Below are 15,957 nucleotides of genomic sequence, written 5' to 3' on the forward strand. Positions count from 1 at the left end.
AGACAATGTAATGCCGATCAGTTAAGGCACAAACAAAACGTGTGGGAGGCAGCTTGCTGGCGAAAAGGCCTGAAAACCGGCAGATATTCTGCGTCTGTACGCTACAGTCGCCAGCAAGCTGCCTCCCACAAAGTGATTGATGACCTGAACTGATGGGGGATCAGGTGCGGTATTCGGCGTTGATCTTCACGTATTCGTGGGACAGGTCGGTAGTCCAGATCGTTTCGCTGCAATCACCGCGGCCCAGCTCGATACGGATGGTGATTTCTTCCTGAGCCATGACTGCCGAACCCTGCTCCTCAGTGTAGGTCGTGGCGCGGCAACCCTTGCTGGCGATGCACACGGAGCCGAGAAACACGTCGATCTTGCTGACGTCCAGATCCGGTACACCTGCACGGCCGACCGCAGCCAGGATACGGCCCCAGTTAGGGTCGGAAGCGAACAGCGCCGTCTTGATCAGTGGCGAGTGAGCCACTGCATAGCCGACATCCAGGCATTCCTGGTGATTGCCGCCGCCATTGACTTCAACGGTCACGAACTTGGTCGCGCCTTCGCCGTCACGCACGATGGCCTGGGCCACTTCCATGCACACTTCAAAGACCGCTTTCTTCAAGGCCTCGAACAACGGGCCTTTGGCCTCGGTTACAGCCGGTACGTCGGCCTGACCGGTGGCGATCAGCATGCAGCAGTCGTTGGTCGAAGTATCGCCATCGATGGTGATGCGGTTGAACGACTTGTTGGCGCCGTCGCGGATCAGGTCCTGCAACACGCTCTGAGACACTTTGGCGTCGGTCGCGATGTAACCCAGCATGGTCGCCATGTTCGGACGGATCATGCCCGCGCCCTTGCTGATGCCGGTCACGGTGACGGTAACGCCCTCGTGCTGGAACTGACGGCTGGCGCCTTTTGGCAAGGTGTCAGTGGTCATGATGCCGGTCGCAGCGGCGGCCCAGTTATCCACAGACAGGTCGTCGAGAGCGGCCTGCAAGGCACCTTCGATCTTTTCCACAGGCAACGGCTCGCCGATCACGCCGGTGGAGTAAGGCAGTACGGCGCTGGCATCGACGCCAGTCAATTCGGCCAGCCTGGCGCAGGTGCGGGTCGCGGCCGCCAGACCAGGCTCACCGGTACCGGCGTTGGCATTGCCGGTGTTGGTCAGCAGGTAACGCACAGGGCCTTGCACACGCTGCTTGGCCAGAATGACCGGTGCGGCGCAGAACGCATTCAGTGTGAACACGCCGGCAACACTGGAACCTTCGGCGCATCGCATGACTACGACGTCCTTGCGCCCCGGGCGCTTGATGCCGGCAGAAGCGATGCCGAGTTCAAAACCGGGAACCGGGTGCAATGTAGGCAAAGGACCAAGACCAACAGCCATGGGGTGCGCTCCTTGAGCAGTATCTGCGCCGTCCGCATCGGTACGGCAATCAATGAAAAAACGCCGCGACGGGTAAGCCGGTCGCGGCGTGTGTATTACAGAGTCAGAGCCTTAACTGATCTGACCGTGACAGTGCTTGAACTTCTTGCCCGAACCACACCAGCAGACTTCGTTGCGACCCAGTTTCATGTCGTTGCGAACCGGCGCGGTGGCGACGGCCACATCACCGCCCTCTTCAACCAGTGCTGGCTGATCGAGGCCTGGCGCTTCGGCATGCTGGAACTGCATGCGCTTGGCGAGTTCTTCGGATTCGCGACGCAGACGCGCCTCTTCTTCCTCTGGATCTTCACGACGAACCTGAACATGGGACAGCACGCGAATGGTGTCGCGCTTGATGGAATCCAGCAGTTCCTGGAACAGGGTGAAGGACTCGCGCTTGTATTCCTGTTTCGGGTTCTTCTGTGCGTAGCCGCGCAGGTGGATACCATGGCGCAGGTGGTCCATGGTCGACAGGTGGTCTTTCCACAGGTCATCCAGAACACGCAGCAGGATCTGCTTCTCGAAAGTACGCAGAGCCTCGGCGCTGGCCTGATCTTCCTTCTCGGTGTAAGCGACCAGCAGCTCTGCCAGAATCTTCTCGCGAAGGGTTTCCTCGTGCAGGTGATCGTCTTCGTCGAGCCACTGCTGAATCGGCAGTTTTACAGCGAAATCGCTGTTCAGCGAAGCTTCCAGACCTGCGACATCCCACTGCTCTGGCAGTGATTGTGGCGGAATGTGCTGGCTGATCAGGCCACTGAGCACTTCTTCGCGGAAGTCGCTGATGGTGTCACCAATGTTGGTGGCTGCCAGCAGGCTGTTACGCATGTGGTAGATCACTTTACGCTGCTCGTTGGCAACGTCGTCGAACTCGAGCAGTTGTTTGCGGATGTCGAAGTTGCGACCTTCCACCTTGCGCTGCGCCTTTTCGATAGCGTTGGTCACCATGCGGTGCTCGATCGCTTCGCCGGACTGCATGCCCAGAGCTTTCATGAAGTTCTTCACCCGGTCAGAGGCAAAGATGCGCATCAGGCTGTCTTCAAGCGACAGGTAGAAACGGCTGGAACCGGTATCGCCCTGACGACCGGCACGACCACGCAACTGGTTGTCGATACGGCGCGATTCATGACGCTCGGAAGCGATGACGTGCAGACCACCCGCCTCGATCACCTGCTGATGGCGTTTCTGCCAGTCAGCCTTGATCTGAGCGATCTGCTCGGGGGTCGGGTTCTCGAGGTTGGCAACTTCGACTTCCCAGTTACCGCCCAACAGGATGTCGGTACCGCGACCGGCCATGTTCGTGGCGATGGTCAGCGCACCCGGACGACCGGCCTGGGCGATGATTTCCGCTTCCTTCTCGTGGAACTTGGCGTTCAGGACCTTGTGATCGATACCTTCCTTCTTGAGCAGATTGGACATGTGCTCGGAGGTTTCGATGGTCGCCGTACCCACCAGTACCGGACGATTCTCGGCCAGACAGGCCTTGATGTCGGTAACGATTGCCGCGTACTTCTCTTCCGCCGTCAGGTAGACGAGGTCGTTGAAGTCCTTGCGCGCCAACGCCTTGTTCGGCGGAATGACCATGACCGACAGGCTGTAGATCTGATGGAACTCGAACGCTTCGGTGTCGGCTGTACCGGTCATGCCGGACAGTTTGTTGTACAGACGGAAGTAGTTCTGGAACGTGGTCGAAGCCAGGGTCTGGCTTTCGGCCTGAATGTTCAGGTTTTCCTTGGCTTCGATGGCCTGATGCAGGCCTTCGGACAGGCGGCGGCCCGGCATGGTACGACCGGTGTGCTCGTCGACCAGCAGAATCTGGCCGTCCTGAACGATGTATTCGACATTGCGGTTGAACAGCGTGTGAGCACGCAGACCGGCATACACGTGGGTCAGCAGGCCCAGGTTATGCGCCGAGTAGAGGCTCTCGCCTTCCGCCAGCAGACCGACTTCGGTCAGCAGTTCTTCGATGAACTGGTGACCGGCTTCGTTCAGCTCGACCTGACGGCTCTTCTCGTCGATGGTGTAGTGGCCCGGCTTGGTGACCTCACCTTCCACTTCCTCGATGTGACGCTCAAGACGCGGAATCAGGCGGTTGATTTCGGTGTACAGGCGGGAGCTGTCTTCAGCCTGACCGGAAATGATCAGCGGTGTACGAGCTTCGTCGATGAGAATCGAGTCGACTTCGTCGATTACACAGAAGTTGAGTTCGCGCTGGAACTTGTCTTCCATGCTGAACGCCATGTTATCGCGAAGGTAATCGAAACCGAATTCGTTGTTGGTGCCGTAAGTGATGTCGGCAGCGTAGGCCGCGCGCTTCTCTTCCGGTGGCTGGAATGGCGTGACGATCCCGACGGTCAGGCCGAGGAATTCGTACAGCGGACGCATCCAGTTGGCGTCACGACGGGCCAGGTAGTCGTTCACGGTTACAACGTGTACGCCCTTGCCAGCCAGTGCGTTCAGATAAACGGCCAGCGTACCTACCAGGGTTTTACCTTCACCGGTACGCATTTCAGCGATCTGACCTTCGTGCAGGGTCATGCCGCCGATCAACTGGACGTCGAAGTGGCGCATGCCCATGACGCGCTTGCCCGCTTCACGCGCAACCGCGAAAGCTTCAGGAAGGAGCTTATCGAGGGTCTCGCCTTTGGCTATGCGGGCCTTGAACTCTTCGGTCTTGGCACGCAGTTGCTCGTCCGAAAGGGCCACCATTTGCTCTTCGAAGGCATTGACGACTTGTACCGTCTTGAGCATGCGTTTGACTTCACGCTCGTTCTTGCTTCCAAAAAGTTTTTTTAACAAAGGCGCAAACATATCGACAGGATCTTCCACACATAGGAATGGAGGGCGGCCCCGTGAGTCGCCCGTGCAGCCTTATGGCCGCATGCGAACGAGTATTCTACCCGGAAACGATGGTGAGGAAAGTGGCGTTATTCCACGATGCTGGCACAGCGCTGTTACGGGGCAGTCTTACAATGGGGCCATTATTCAGCACTTCAACCCGCTCAGGGCCGAAGTTACTCGTTGATTTGCATATAAAAGCACGGAAAGCCCGCCGAACGAAGCTGCAAGAGCGCTTTCTGTTAACATGAGCGCCTTGTCACCCCCGGCATCACATTCATGGCCTTTCGTCCTCTCAATGCTCGAGCACCCGCAGTTCTGCTGCGCGACGCCAAGCCGCTCAAGGCCATTTTTCGCCATGCAGAGCGCCTGAGCCACCTTCAGCGCCTGCTTGAAAGCCAGTTGCAACCGGCAGCCCGCGAGCATTGTCATGTTGCCTCATGGCGCGAGGGCAGCCTGCTGTTGATCGTGACCGACGGTCACTGGGCCACGCGCCTGCGCTACCAACAAAAGCGCTTGCAGCGGCAATTGGTCGCTTTCGACGAATTCGCCAACCTGACACGCATTGTTTTCAAGGTACAGCCTCCTACCGTAGCCAGGGGAGCCGTCGGTCACACCATCGACCTGTCGCCCGCGGCAGCAGAAAGTATCCAGGCCACCGCAGACGGCATCAGCGATCCGAAACTGCGCGCCGCGCTGGAGCGTCTGGCCAGCCATGCCAAGGACAAGAAGTAAGCGTCAGCGTCTGCCCAGCACCGTTTCGAACTGCGATGCGCCCGTCTTCATCACACCGGCCTGAACCAGCAGCGGCGTCACCAGAGCAGCAGGTTCGACCCGACCGCTTATCTTCATCCGACTGGCGGCAGGTTCCAGCAATATCTCGAAACGGTGTTCCCCCTCGCGCTGCACATCGGCCAACAGCTTCATCGCGTCTCGACACTCAAGTTTGAGATGAGCATTGCCCAGCACCACCATCCACGGTGACAACAAGGCCAGGTCCTGGCCCTGAAGGCTTCCTTCGCTGGACGTGCATTTCGCGCCTCGCCCCTGCATCAGCAAACGCCCCTGCCAGCGGCCATCCACTGCATAGGCCGCAGCAGGAGTGATGAGGCTGGCGGCGGGCGCAAGTTCTGCGCTCCATGCCCAGGGCCATCCCTGCATCTTGAGTTCCCAGGCCCGCTGTTGAAAACCAGCGCTTACAAAGCCTTGGCCGATCCAGGGCTGAAGACGCCAACTCAAAGGCCCGACGCTCCCCAGCCGTTCGGCTCGCCCGCTCCACAGGGTTCCAGCGACGCCCTGAGGCTGCCAGCCGGGTGCCCACGCAATAAAGCGAGCCATGAACGCGGCGGGCATGTTGAGCAAAAGCGTCAGGGCAAATACCAGCGTGCCGAGCATCCATAGCTTGCGGCTCATGGTCGTCTCCCGGCACGTCCCACATCCAGGCTGAATACCAGACCCTGATGACCTTGTTCGAGACTCCAGCGCAGCGGTCGCCCGCCCTGTTCCTGAATGCTGCGCATCAGTTGCGTCAGGGGTTCAGCCCGAGTCAGTTCGCCTTGCAGTTGCCAGATGTCACCGCGCTGTTCGACCCGCGTCAGCACCAGCCCTCGCGCACTGGCAAGCGCTTGCCAGTATTCGCTGGAAAAGGCTGGACCGGGGCTCAGTGTCTGGGCCTGCTGCGCCAGAGCCGGCCACTGGCGCAGGTCCTTGCCCCAGGCCAGCAAAGGACGTCCGATCAGCACCAGCAATAACGTCAGGACCACAACCCAACCCGCCAGCAACATGTAACGCCGGGCAGGCGGCAGTGCGACGAAAGCGTTTGAAGCCCGCTGAATCAATGCATTCATGGCTGCCCATCCAGATTGAAATTGAGCGTCAGCAGGGACGTCTTTTCGTTCGCTTCGATGCTGACCTTCGCGCCCACTGCCCTGGCCATGGCCTGCCAGTGAGTCGGGGACGGAGGTGGAGCATCGCCGCTCAGGACCAGCCGCAGGGTTCGCCCGTCGAAATAGGTCCCGGACACGCCCCAGTCCTTTTGGCTGTCGAGCCACAGCGTCATGGCCTGTTCCAGCTCGACGATCTGCTGCTGGCGGCTTCGCCAGTCGGTCTGTTCAGCCTGAAGACGGGACAACACTCGCGCTGCCTGTTGAGCGCTGCCGACTGGTCCGGTCAAGGCTTCGACCTGAGCTTTCCAGGCCGGCACCTGCTGCCAGAATTGCCCCAACGCCAGCACGCCCCAACAGAAAGCCAGCGCTGCACAAACACCTGCCAGACGAAGCTGGGTTCTGCCAAATGGCAACGCCCGTCGCGGAGCCTTTGAACGACGATTGCCAGAACGCACCAACAAATTGGGCAGACGGCTCAACGAAGCCCATCGGGAGGGCCATGGCCCGATGACGTCCTCGTTCGGCTGTCGCCAGTCCTCGGGCAGTTCTCCTAGAACATCCGGCCATACCAGCCAGTGCTGCACGCCATGCTCAGCGCCACGTATCAGGCAGCTGCCTCCCGGATGCGACCAGCGCAGCATCTCACCCGCCGCCTGCTGAGGCAGCAACTGCATCTCGGCCCACAGGTAATCCGGCGATACACCCAGTGCTTCGCACTCGCTCAACCAACGCTGAACCTGTGCGCGCTCCACAACCAGCAACTCCAGATGCCCGGCTACCCGCGACAGGCAACTGACCTGCACCTCTTCGGCAGGCTGTTGCAGCAGGTCCTCCAGCAGCATCGGCCACTCATGAGGTTTGAGACCCGGTGGTGCAGGCACCTGAAAATGGCTGCACTGCGCGGCGGGCATGATCAATGCGAGGGTGTCCTGCAGAAAGTGCGCAGGCGGCGGCCAGTCGCCGTGCTCGGTGCCCGGCAGGCGTTGCCATTGCCAAGTGCCCGTGACGGCAGGACGCAGCAACAACCAATGACGCTCCGTCCGGCGTCTGGCACTCCAGCGCTCAAATATCATGGGCGGCTATCGGGCAAGCTGAAGGTGCAGACATAAGGCGCTCCATGACGCTCGAACTCAAGTCGCACGCCCCGGTCGGGCTGAAGTGCGACGGTGGAAGGAAACGCCAGCCAGCGGGTTCCCTGATAAAAACTGAAACTGACTTTGTCGACGTCATCCAGACGCTCGCGACTCTCCCAGCGTGGAGCGCCGACGGCATACAGATCCGCCGAGGTCCACAGGCTCAAACGCCGCTCCCGCGAGTTGAACGCCAAACGCTGACGCTGCAATCTCGACTGGCCTTCCACTTCGGGCCAGGCCGTCAAGGCGACCCAGCCCAGTTGATTGGCTGCCGGGTCCCAGTCGAGCCAGCTCACCGGCAACGGCAAACGCTTTTCATACAAACGACGCAACACCAGCCCATCAAAACGCCGCTCCAGAGCCAGACAAAACTCCAGCACCACCGGCTCGTTGCCCGGTTCGGCCAGACGCTCGCGAACCTTGATCCAACCGTTCACCAGAGCTGCCAGCACCACACCGATCACAGCCGTAAGCGCCATCGCCACCAGCAACTCGATCAAGGTCAAACCGCGTTGCCCATGGCTCACGGCCGCACCAGAAAAACGGTGTAATTCCCCAACGGCTCACGCTCGTCACGGGCAGCGAACAGCGCCAGTTCACCACGACGCAAGTGCTGGACACCAGTCATGCCCAGGTCCATGCGCCAGTAACAAGTGCTTGCGCCTTGCTGCAATTCACCGCTGACCTTGTTGATCTGCGGCCAGTAGCGCTCGACACCGAATCGCGCCTCCAGCTCACGGGCACACAGGGCACCGAGTCGATGCTGCTGAACGGCCTGATGCACGGTGATGCGCTGACGCAACATCTGGCTGACCATCATGGTCATGACCGCCGCGATGCCCAGCGCCACCATCACTTCCAGCAGGGTGAAACCGCGCTGACGCTTCATGGCAGCTTTACCTGAGTCAGGCTGTTATCGGTGCGCCACTCCCAGCGTTGCTGCCCTTCGGGCCATCGCCAGTTCAGGTTTACCGCTGCACTTACACCCGATGGCGTGAATATCACGCGGGGCTCGTCAGACACTGGCCAGTCCGCCTGCAACCCTTCGGGCCAGGACTTCATGGGCGGTGCATCCGCGACCCAGCGGGTTTGATCCTTGCGGACAAATTCCGGCTGACGACCATTCCAGCGCATCCCCATTACCTGGCCGCTGTGCCGGGCTTGTGCCGCCTGAGTCCGGGCCTCGGCAGCCAGTTTCTCCAGGGCCTGCTGCATCGGTGCATGGCCCGAATCCAGCCAGGCCACGCTCAGGGCACTGAACAGCCCGATGATCAGCAAGACCACCAGAATTTCCAGCAGTGAAAAGCCCCGCGAAACCTTCACGCCTAGAGGTTCCAGTTACCAATATCGCCATCGGTACCTTCACCGCCCTGCGCTCCGTCGGCACCCAGCGAGTAGATATCGATGCGTCCGCGCTCACCGGGAGCACGATAGTGATACGGGTTGCCCCACGGGTCCGCTGGCAGGCGACGGATGTAGCCATCGGCTCGCCATGAACGCGCCAGTGGCTCGACCGTTGGCGCACTGGTCAGCGCGGCAAGGCCTTGTTCGGTGCTGGGGTAACGCAGGTTATCGAGGCGATACATGTCCAGCGCCTGCTCAAGAGTGGACAGGTCGGCCAGGACTTTCTGACGCATGGCCTTGTCCTGATTGCCCAGGACACTGGGCGCAACCACGGCAATCAACAGGCCGATGATGAAGATCACCACCATGATTTCCATCAGCGTGAAGCCGCGCTGGCGGCGTGAAGCAGGCTTGGACATAAGACGGTTCTCCATGAGTCAGAAAGTAAGCCCCTGGTTGAGCTGCATGATCGGCAACAGCACAGCCAGGACGATGAACAGCACGACGCCGCCCATCACCAGAATCATCAAGGGCTCGAACAAGGCCATGAGCATGTCCACATGGCGGGTGAAGCCGCGCTCCTGGTTGTCCGCAACCCGTTCGAGCATGTCCGGCAAGGTTCCACTCGCCTCGCCACTGGCGACCATGTTGAGCAGCAGCGGCGGAAAGTGGCCGGCAGCGTTCAAGGCGCGGTGCAGGCTGACGCCGCCTTCCACTTGCTCACGAACGGTTTCCAGTGCCCGATGCACTTCACGGTTGCCCACTGTTGCAGTCGCCACTTGCAAGGCTTCGAGCAACGGCACACCACTGCCCACCAGAATTGCCAGACTGCGGGCCAGTCGTGCGCTTTCCAGCACCGTCAGCAAGGGACCAACCTTGGGCAGGCGCAGCAGGCTGCGGTCCAGGCGCAATCGCCAATGCGCCTTGCGCAGCAGACCCCCCGCGCCCACGGCGGCAAGCAGCGTCAGCACCAACAGCCAAGGACCGATATGCACCAGCCCTTCGCTGATGCCGATCAGCAGTTGGGTAATCAACGGCAGGCTCTGCCCGGTGTGGCTGAATTGCTCGGTGAGCTTGGGCACCACGAAAGTCATCAGGCCAATGACCACGGCCAGAGAAACCAGCATCAGCACTGCCGGATAGATCATGGCGGTACGGGCCTTGTGGTGCTGACGCTGGACTTGCTCAAGGTGCTCGGCAAGACGCTCCAGCACCGGCGCCAGCTTGCCGGAACGTTCGCCCGCCTCCACCAGCGCGCAATACAGTCCCGTGAACAGGCCACCTTGCCGACGCAGGCTCTGAGCCAGACTATGCCCTTCCCCCAGCGCACCGCGCACGGCCACCAACAGGTTGCGAATCGCAGGCTCGGCCAGTTGCCGTTCAAGTGTCCCCAGGGCATCCACCAGCGGAATACCGGCGCTCAACAGCGTCGCCAACTGGCGTGTCAGTTCACATAGCTGGGTGTGATTGAGGCGCTGGCCGCGAGGGCTGCGTGAAGCCGAATCCTGAATCTGCAAGTCGCGGGCGAACAGGCCTTGCTCGCGCAAGAGCTGTCGGGCATGACGCTCGCTTTCCGCTTGAAGGCTGGCCTTGCGCGTGCGTCCTGCCGGGTCGAGGGCCTGATAGCGATAAGTCGGCATCGGTCAGCCCCGCACGGCGCGCAAGACCTGCGCCAGGCTGGTTTCGCCTCGACGCAGGCATTCGGTGGCCATGGCGACAAGGCTCTGTCGCTTGTCGGCCAGATATTCATGCATCGCGACTTCGCTGGCCCCGTCGTACAGCAAGGCAATCAGGCCGGCGTCCAGCTCGATGAATTCGTATAACCCCATGCGACCGTCATAGCCACTGCCCTGACAGGCGTCGCAACCCTGAGGATGAAAGCTTTCGGTGAGCCCGGCCAGCTCGGGCCATAACATACGTTCGGCGTCCTGCAACGGTTGCGGGACCGCGCAATGGCACAAGCGGCGCACCAGTCGCTGGGCCAGCACGCCCTTGAGGGTCGAGGCGATGAGGAAGGGTTCGATGCCCATGTCACGCAAGCGGGTCACCGCGCCCACCGCGCTGTTGGTGTGCAGGGTGGAAAGCACCAGATGCCCGGTGAGACTGGCCTGCACAGCGATCTGCGCGGTTTCCCGGTCGCGGATTTCACCGAGCATGATGACGTCCGGGTCCTGACGCAGAATGGCCCGCAAGCCATTGGCAAAGGTCATTCCGGCCTTGGGATTGATTGCGGTCTGACCGATGCCGGTAATGGCGTACTCGACCGGATCTTCCACGGTCAGAATGTTGCAGGAACCATCGTTGAGGCTGTTCAGGCTGGCGTAGAGCGTGGTGGTCTTGCCCGAGCCGGTCGGGCCGGTGCTGAGCACGATTCCATTGGGGCGTTGCAGACAGGCTCGCAGCCCTTGCTCCACCTCAAACGGCATGCCGAGGTTACCCAGGTCCAACAGGCTCGCCTGCTTGTCCAGCACCCGCATCACCACGCGCTCGCCGTGAATGCCCGGCAAGGTCGAGACACGAATGTCCACTTCACGCCCGGCAGAACGCAGGGTAATCCGGCCATCCTGAGGCTGGCGTTTTTCGGCGATATCCAGCCGGGCCATGACCTTGATCCGCGACACCAGCATCGTCGACAACGCACGCGGCGGACGCAGCACTTCACGCATGTGGCCATCGATGCGCAGGCGAATCACCAGGCTGGCCTCGAAGGTTTCCACATGAATATCCGAGGCGCGCAAGCGCAAGGCTTCGCCGAACAGGCCGTTGATCAAGCGAATGACCGGCGCGTCGTTATCGTTCTCCAGCAGGTCTTCGATCTTGGGCAGTTCGCTCATCAGGCTGTCGAGGTCAACCTGCTCGCCAATGCCATCGATCAACGCAGCGGTCGCCGACTCGCCGGCCTGATAAAGCGCCCCAAGCCGGGTTTCATAATCCTGGGTGGAAAGATGCTCCACCGCGCTCGGCACACCATGCACGCGCATCACTTCCTGCAGCGTGTCGGTGTCGCTCCCGGCGCGCAGCCACAGTTGCCAGCCCGTGTCGGCCGGCACTCTGGCGACGCCGGCCTGGCGTGCGATGCGATACGGCAGCAGCGCGTTCACCATGCGCCCTGGTCCAGACGTTCGCGACTGGCCGGAAACAATTGCAGCAACGGATCGCCATCGTTTGCACCGGGAAGCGCCAGCGACGTGTTGGCCTTGAGATTTCGGTATTTCTCGCTGCTGAGCTGAGCCAGCGTCTCGCCGTCGCGCACGATGCGCGGGCGGATGAATACCATCAGGTTCTGTTTGACCCGCTGAGTCGCATCGGAACGAAACAGTCGGCCCAGCACCGGAATGTCACCCAGCAACGGCACCCGTTGATCGCTGGTGGTGGACTCGTCACCGATCAGGCCGCCCAGCACCACAAGGCCGTTGTCCTCGACCATGACCTTGGTCTTGATCTCGCGCTTGTTGGTGATGACATCGCTGGCGCTGGTGCTGTCGGCAATTGATGAGACTTCTTGCACGATATCCAGGCGCACGGTGTTGTCGATGTTGATCTGCGGCTTGATGCGCAGCTTCACGCCGACTTCCTTGCGCTCGATGGTCTGATAGGGGTTGGTGTTGTCCTGGGTCACCGAGCCGGTTACGAATGGCACTTCCTGCCCCACCAGAATCGACGCCTCGGCGTTATCCAGCGTCAGCAGTGTCGGCGTCGACAGGAGGTTGAAACCGCTCTGGCTTTTCAGGGCATTGAGCAAGGCCAGAAAATTCAGCCCGCCACCGCTCAGGTTGCCGACCCCGGCTGTCACGCCCTGAACCCCGGACAACAACTGTCCCAGGCCTGCCGTATCCCCGGACTGCACCAGCGCGCCTACGCTGGTGACGCTCGCGGCATTGCCACTGAAGTTGATCGCGCCGCCACCAAAATTGTCGCCCTGAAACAACCATTGCACGCCCAGTTCCTGAGCGCGGGTGTCCGAGACTTCGGCGATGATGGCCTCGACCACCACCTGGGCACGCCGAATATCCAGTTGCTCGACGATGCTGCGATAGGCCGTCAATTCGCTGTCCGGCCCGACCATCACCACGGCGTTGGTGCCTTCCTCATATTCCATGCGGATGCCCGAAGTACTCACCGGCAGGGACTTCTCGCTCCCTTGGGCTGAAGATGTCGGCGCGGCGGCGTCCTGACTGAGCCCGCGCAGAACCTTGACCACTTCCGCCGCATTGGCATGGCGCAGATAGATCACCACGGTGTTGGCGTTATGCAGCGGGTCGTAGGGTTTATCCAGTTGCTTGAGCAAGGCCCGCACACGTGCGCGGCTGTCGGTGCTGCCGCGTACCAGCAAAGCGTTGCTGCGCGGGTCGGCCACCACTTGCGCACTGTCAGCACCTTGCTCGCGGGCCAGCAGGCGCGTGACCAGTTGCGCGGTGTCATTGGCATTGGCGTTTTTCAGCGGCAGCACTTCCAGAGGTTCCTGGCTGACCTGATCGAGTTGCACCAGAAGGCTGTCGATACGATCCAGGTTGCTGCGCCAGTCGGTAATCACCAACAGGTTGGCCGAAGGGTACGGCGTGATAACCCCCACTCGGGGATCGATCAGCGGCTTGAGGATATTGAGCATCTGTTCGCTGGCGGCATTGCGCACATTGAAGACGCGGGTCGCCATGCCGTCGTTGGCCTGCGCTGCATTGCGCCCCGACTCCACCGGCACAGGCTCCAGGCGAGCGGCCTGATCCGGGACGATCTTCACGCTGCCGTTCGGCAGGTCCACTGCTGCAAAACCCTGGGCACGCAATTGGGCCAGGAAGATATCGTAGATTTCTTCACTGCCCAGCATCTCGCTGCTGCGCACAGTGACCTTGCCCTTGACCCGTGGATCAATGATGAACGTGGTGTGGGTGATGCGCGAAACGCTGTCGATGAACTCGCTGAGTTCGGTATCGACAAAGTTGACCTCGTACAGCGGCTCCTCTTCTGCGCTGACACCGCTCAGGGTCAAAGCACACAACAGAAGGGCAAGACGCAGTGGCTGCTTGAAACGATTGATGGTCATTGCTTATCCCTGTTGCTTGAAGCCGAAGGACGGCCGTTGCGCAGGCCATGGCAAACGTTCGAGCTTGCCGTTGTTGTCGAACACCATGCCCAGCTCATCGATGTCATGCAGAGAAACGCCGGGGGCCAGTTTCTGGCCGCGGCCCAGGGTGCGCTGGCGTTGCTCGAAACGCAGCACCACCACTGTGGCGCTCAGGGGAATGGCCTTGAGGCTGCCCAGGTATTCGATGCCCAGCGTGGTCAGGGGCAGCTCATTACTGAGGATGGGGCCGGCTCGCCAATGGCTGCTCAACAGACCGGCCACTGGAGCCGTCGGCGCGCTGCCGGTAGCGGGTTGCGCCGAGCCATGCCAGGCCTGCAACACACACTGCGCCGCCAGCCAGCCGATCAGCATCACCAGAAACACATGGCTCGCCCAGACCAGACGAATCATGCAGTCGACTCCCGAGGATGCCAGCCGGGATGACCTTGCACGTAGCGCATCCGGGGCAATTGCAAAGGCGCGATGCGCCAGTCCGCAGGACGCTCGCGAAGCCAGGCTTCAAGGTGCTGCCAGAGCGGCTGACCGGCCTGCGCATCGAAGCCCAGACCAAACGTCCGGCACTGTCCGGCGAGGTCGCCCACACCACTGACCCGCTTGCCGCCAGCGCTGTAGGTGACCTCCCACGCCTGGCCCATCCAGCGCGGCAGGTCCTGGCTGTTGTCCAGCAGCAACATATCGCCAAACATTTGCTCTGCGACGTTTTCCAGCACCTTGGGGATTTGTTTGGCTGGCACATTCACCACCGGAGCCGGGTAGCTGCCGGTCAGGCTGATCAGGTGTTCGCGGGTAATCATCTGCCCTTGCGCCAGCGGGCTGTCGTATCGCAGGCCCGGCAACAACACGGGGCTGTCCGCACGCTCGGCCAATGCCTCATGCAGCAAGCGGTCCCAACTGCCGCCGCGCACATCCCGACGCCAGAGATTTTCCGGCGCACGGGCCAGTGGCTCGTCGAGCCAACCGGCATGGGCGGCGCGTTGTTGTTGAGCAAGTTGCCGAATACGCTGGACCTGAACCTGATCAGCCGCAGTCAACGTGCTTTCCAGGGCAGGATGAAAACGCGCCGTGAATTGCCATTGCCCAGCGACCTGCTGGCAACGAATGCGAAAGGCTCCGCTGGCACGGGTTCCACCCAATACCACGGGCACCCGCTTGCCGGAGGCTTGCATGACTTCCACCGGTTGCGGCCAGAGATCCTGACCCCGCGCGCACAACACCAGATCAATCTGCGACAGGCGCTCTGCCAGCCAGATCCCCGGCCCGGTACCGACATCCGCCAGCGCGATCACCAGATCGGCATCGGCACGGGCGCGCTCAAGTGCCGGTTGCAGGCTGTCGTGCCATTGTTTGAGAGACAGTTTCTGATCGCGAGCGTAAGGGTCGGTAATGCCCACCACCGCGATCCGGATTCCACCGCGACGAAAGAAGGCCACGGCTTCGGTCCCCAGCCGCTGGCTGACGTCGGCAGCCAGGTCTGCGCCAAGCACCGGATGGCCGAACTGGCGATACAGACCGGTGCATTGTTGTGGCCAGAGCAGACGTTCATCACTGCTGACCCGCACTTCACTGCCCAGCAATGCGCTGCCTTGAACGCCGGACTTCCCCTGAGTCAGATAAGCCAGGCCGCTGCCATTCCAGCACTGGCCGTTTTCCAGTGTGAGGCTGTTGCCCTCGCCCGCTTCGCTGCGAAAACGCTGCAACAATGCGCCCAGCACAGGATAGCCACCGGTTTCGATGTGCTGGCTCAGGCTGGCGTCGAGCAGGCTGTTGAGTGAGCTTTGATCGGGAGAGTGAACGCGGGCATTGGCACCCGTAATCCAGGGTGCCTGCCCGATACGTGTCGCAGGCCCCAGGCGCGTGGCGGGAACCACGGGCTTGCCCGGCTGACGTGCATCGAGAGTGTCGGCCACATACAGCAGATCGACGTAGCTGCCGCTGGCAACAGAGCCTGTGTACTGAAGGCTTGAGCAGGCCGACAGCAACGGCGCCATGGCACCAGCCGTCATCCATCCCAACACATCGCGCCGCGCCATTGAAGCCATCGTTCTTGTGTCCTGAGGCGAATCCTTCACAGGGGCGGCATATTGGCGATGGAAAATGACAGTTTGATGGCAGATTTTTAACCTGGGCCCTTATTGCCCCTCTGTAACAAAATGAAATAACTACGACGACTTTTAGAGGTTTTCTTAATAAAACTGCCAATGAATCATCACACTCGACTTCTACAGTCCCGGTTCCTTTTCCAAACCTATTTCATAAAAA

At 61.0% G+C, this 15,957-nt stretch carries 15 protein-coding genes; 1 reads left to right on the forward strand and 14 read right to left on the reverse strand.

The features are described from left to right. Positions 1-160: 160 nt before the first annotated feature. Together argJ and secA are read right to left on the reverse strand one after the other, a co-directional pair. Positions 161-1,378 (reverse strand): bifunctional glutamate N-acetyltransferase/amino-acid acetyltransferase ArgJ, encoded by a 1,218-nt coding sequence (gene argJ, locus ACODS3_RS00520; protein ID WP_201005681.1) that lies wholly within the window; start codon positions 1,376-1,378, stop codon positions 161-163. A gap of 111 nt (positions 1,379-1,489) precedes the next feature. Continuing rightward, positions 1,490-4,225, reverse strand: coding sequence for a preprotein translocase subunit SecA (gene secA / locus ACODS3_RS00525; RefSeq protein WP_304575350.1), 2,736 nt, complete (start codon positions 4,223-4,225; stop codon positions 1,490-1,492). 306 nt (positions 4,226-4,531) lie between these two features. On the opposite strand from secA, the gene ACODS3_RS00530 reads away from it, so the two are divergent. After that, positions 4,532-4,987 carry a DUF721 domain-containing protein gene (locus ACODS3_RS00530; RefSeq protein ID WP_201005683.1) on the forward strand — a complete coding sequence of 152 codons (456 nt, stop codon included), beginning with the start codon at positions 4,532-4,534 and terminating at the stop codon, positions 4,985-4,987. A 3-nt stretch (positions 4,988-4,990) separates the two neighbouring features. Here ACODS3_RS00530 and gspN read toward each other — a convergent pair whose 3' ends face one another. From gspN to ACODS3_RS00590, 12 genes are read right to left on the reverse strand one after another with little or no spacing between them, the layout of a single operon-like run. After that, entirely contained in the window at positions 4,991-5,665 is a 675-nt protein-coding gene (gspN, locus tag ACODS3_RS00535) for a type II secretion system protein N (protein WP_201020570.1), read from the reverse strand. Then, a complete protein-coding gene (gene gspM, locus ACODS3_RS00540) occupies positions 5,662-6,099 on the reverse strand; it encodes a type II secretion system protein GspM (RefSeq protein ID WP_201020571.1) in 438 nt (145 codons plus the stop codon). The genes gspN and gspM overlap by 4 nt, the downstream gene beginning before the upstream one ends. Next, on the reverse strand, positions 6,096-7,211 hold the full coding sequence (locus tag ACODS3_RS00545; RefSeq protein WP_489032807.1) for a type II secretion system protein GspL: 1,116 nt from the start codon (positions 7,209-7,211) through the stop codon (positions 6,096-6,098). The genes gspM and ACODS3_RS00545 overlap by 4 nt, the downstream gene beginning before the upstream one ends. Then, positions 7,208-7,798, reverse strand: a complete 591-nt coding sequence (locus ACODS3_RS00550) for a PulJ/GspJ family protein (protein ID WP_201020573.1) — start codon at positions 7,796-7,798, stop codon at positions 7,208-7,210. The genes ACODS3_RS00545 and ACODS3_RS00550 overlap by 4 nt, the downstream gene beginning before the upstream one ends. Then, positions 7,795-8,160, reverse strand: coding sequence for a type II secretion system protein (locus tag ACODS3_RS00555; protein ID WP_201020574.1), 366 nt, complete (start codon positions 8,158-8,160; stop codon positions 7,795-7,797). Before ACODS3_RS00555 ends, ACODS3_RS00550 begins: the two co-directional genes overlap by 4 nt. Then, positions 8,157-8,594, reverse strand: a complete 438-nt coding sequence (locus ACODS3_RS00560; protein WP_201005692.1) for a prepilin-type N-terminal cleavage/methylation domain-containing protein — start codon at positions 8,592-8,594, stop codon at positions 8,157-8,159. Before ACODS3_RS00560 ends, ACODS3_RS00555 begins: the two co-directional genes overlap by 4 nt. Positions 8,595-8,596: 2 nt before the next feature. Beyond that, positions 8,597-9,034, reverse strand: coding sequence for a type II secretion system major pseudopilin GspG (gspG, locus tag ACODS3_RS00565; RefSeq protein WP_201020575.1), 438 nt, complete (start codon positions 9,032-9,034; stop codon positions 8,597-8,599). Between the two features lie 18 nt (positions 9,035-9,052). Continuing rightward, on the reverse strand, positions 9,053-10,255 hold the full coding sequence (gene gspF / locus ACODS3_RS00570) for a type II secretion system inner membrane protein GspF (protein ID WP_489032810.1): 1,203 nt from the start codon (positions 10,253-10,255) through the stop codon (positions 9,053-9,055). Between the two features lie 3 nt (positions 10,256-10,258). Continuing rightward, positions 10,259-11,707: a GspE/PulE family protein gene (locus ACODS3_RS00575; protein ID WP_489033133.1), complete on the reverse strand. Its 1,449-nt coding sequence runs from the start codon at positions 11,705-11,707 to the stop codon at positions 10,259-10,261. A 5-nt stretch (positions 11,708-11,712) separates the two neighbouring features. Further along, positions 11,713-13,656, reverse strand: coding sequence for a type II secretion system secretin GspD (gene gspD, locus ACODS3_RS00580; protein ID WP_489032812.1), 1,944 nt, complete (start codon positions 13,654-13,656; stop codon positions 11,713-11,715). A 3-nt stretch (positions 13,657-13,659) separates the two neighbouring features. Next, positions 13,660-14,088: a pilus assembly protein PilZ gene (locus ACODS3_RS00585; protein WP_304575341.1), complete on the reverse strand. Its 429-nt coding sequence runs from the start codon at positions 14,086-14,088 to the stop codon at positions 13,660-13,662. Next, positions 14,085-15,737, reverse strand: coding sequence for a bifunctional UDP-sugar hydrolase/5'-nucleotidase (locus tag ACODS3_RS00590; RefSeq protein WP_304575340.1), 1,653 nt, complete (start codon positions 15,735-15,737; stop codon positions 14,085-14,087). Before ACODS3_RS00590 ends, ACODS3_RS00585 begins: the two co-directional genes overlap by 4 nt. Positions 15,738-15,957: the final 220 nt, after the last annotated feature.

The sequence above is a fragment of the Pseudomonas sp. FG43 genome, from assembly GCF_057809175.1.

What these genes read in the sequence shown, in the direction of transcription:
- ACODS3_RS00545 (WP_489032807.1), bottom strand. Translation starts at nt 7,211, where the DNA reads ATGATATTTGAGCGCTGGAGTGCCAGACGCCGGACGGAGCGTCATTGG.
- ACODS3_RS00530 (WP_201005683.1), top strand. Translation starts at nt 4,532, where the DNA reads ATGGCCTTTCGTCCTCTCAATGCTCGAGCACCCGCAGTTCTGCTGCGC.
- gspF (WP_489032810.1), bottom strand. Translation starts at nt 10,255, where the DNA reads ATGCCGACTTATCGCTATCAGGCCCTCGACCCGGCAGGACGCACGCGC.
- gspD (WP_489032812.1), bottom strand. Translation starts at nt 13,656, where the DNA reads ATGACCATCAATCGTTTCAAGCAGCCACTGCGTCTTGCCCTTCTGTTG.
- ACODS3_RS00590 (WP_304575340.1), bottom strand. Translation starts at nt 15,737, where the DNA reads ATGGCTTCAATGGCGCGGCGCGATGTGTTGGGATGGATGACGGCTGGT.
- gspN (WP_201020570.1), bottom strand. Translation starts at nt 5,665, where the DNA reads ATGAGCCGCAAGCTATGGATGCTCGGCACGCTGGTATTTGCCCTGACG.
- gspM (WP_201020571.1), bottom strand. Translation starts at nt 6,099, where the DNA reads ATGAATGCATTGATTCAGCGGGCTTCAAACGCTTTCGTCGCACTGCCG.
- secA (WP_304575350.1), bottom strand. Translation starts at nt 4,225, where the DNA reads ATGTTTGCGCCTTTGTTAAAAAAACTTTTTGGAAGCAAGAACGAGCGT.
- argJ (WP_201005681.1), bottom strand. Translation starts at nt 1,378, where the DNA reads ATGGCTGTTGGTCTTGGTCCTTTGCCTACATTGCACCCGGTTCCCGGT.
- ACODS3_RS00585 (WP_304575341.1), bottom strand. Translation starts at nt 14,088, where the DNA reads ATGATTCGTCTGGTCTGGGCGAGCCATGTGTTTCTGGTGATGCTGATC.
- gspG (WP_201020575.1), bottom strand. Translation starts at nt 9,034, where the DNA reads ATGTCCAAGCCTGCTTCACGCCGCCAGCGCGGCTTCACGCTGATGGAA.
- ACODS3_RS00555 (WP_201020574.1), bottom strand. Translation starts at nt 8,160, where the DNA reads ATGAAGCGTCAGCGCGGTTTCACCCTGCTGGAAGTGATGGTGGCGCTG.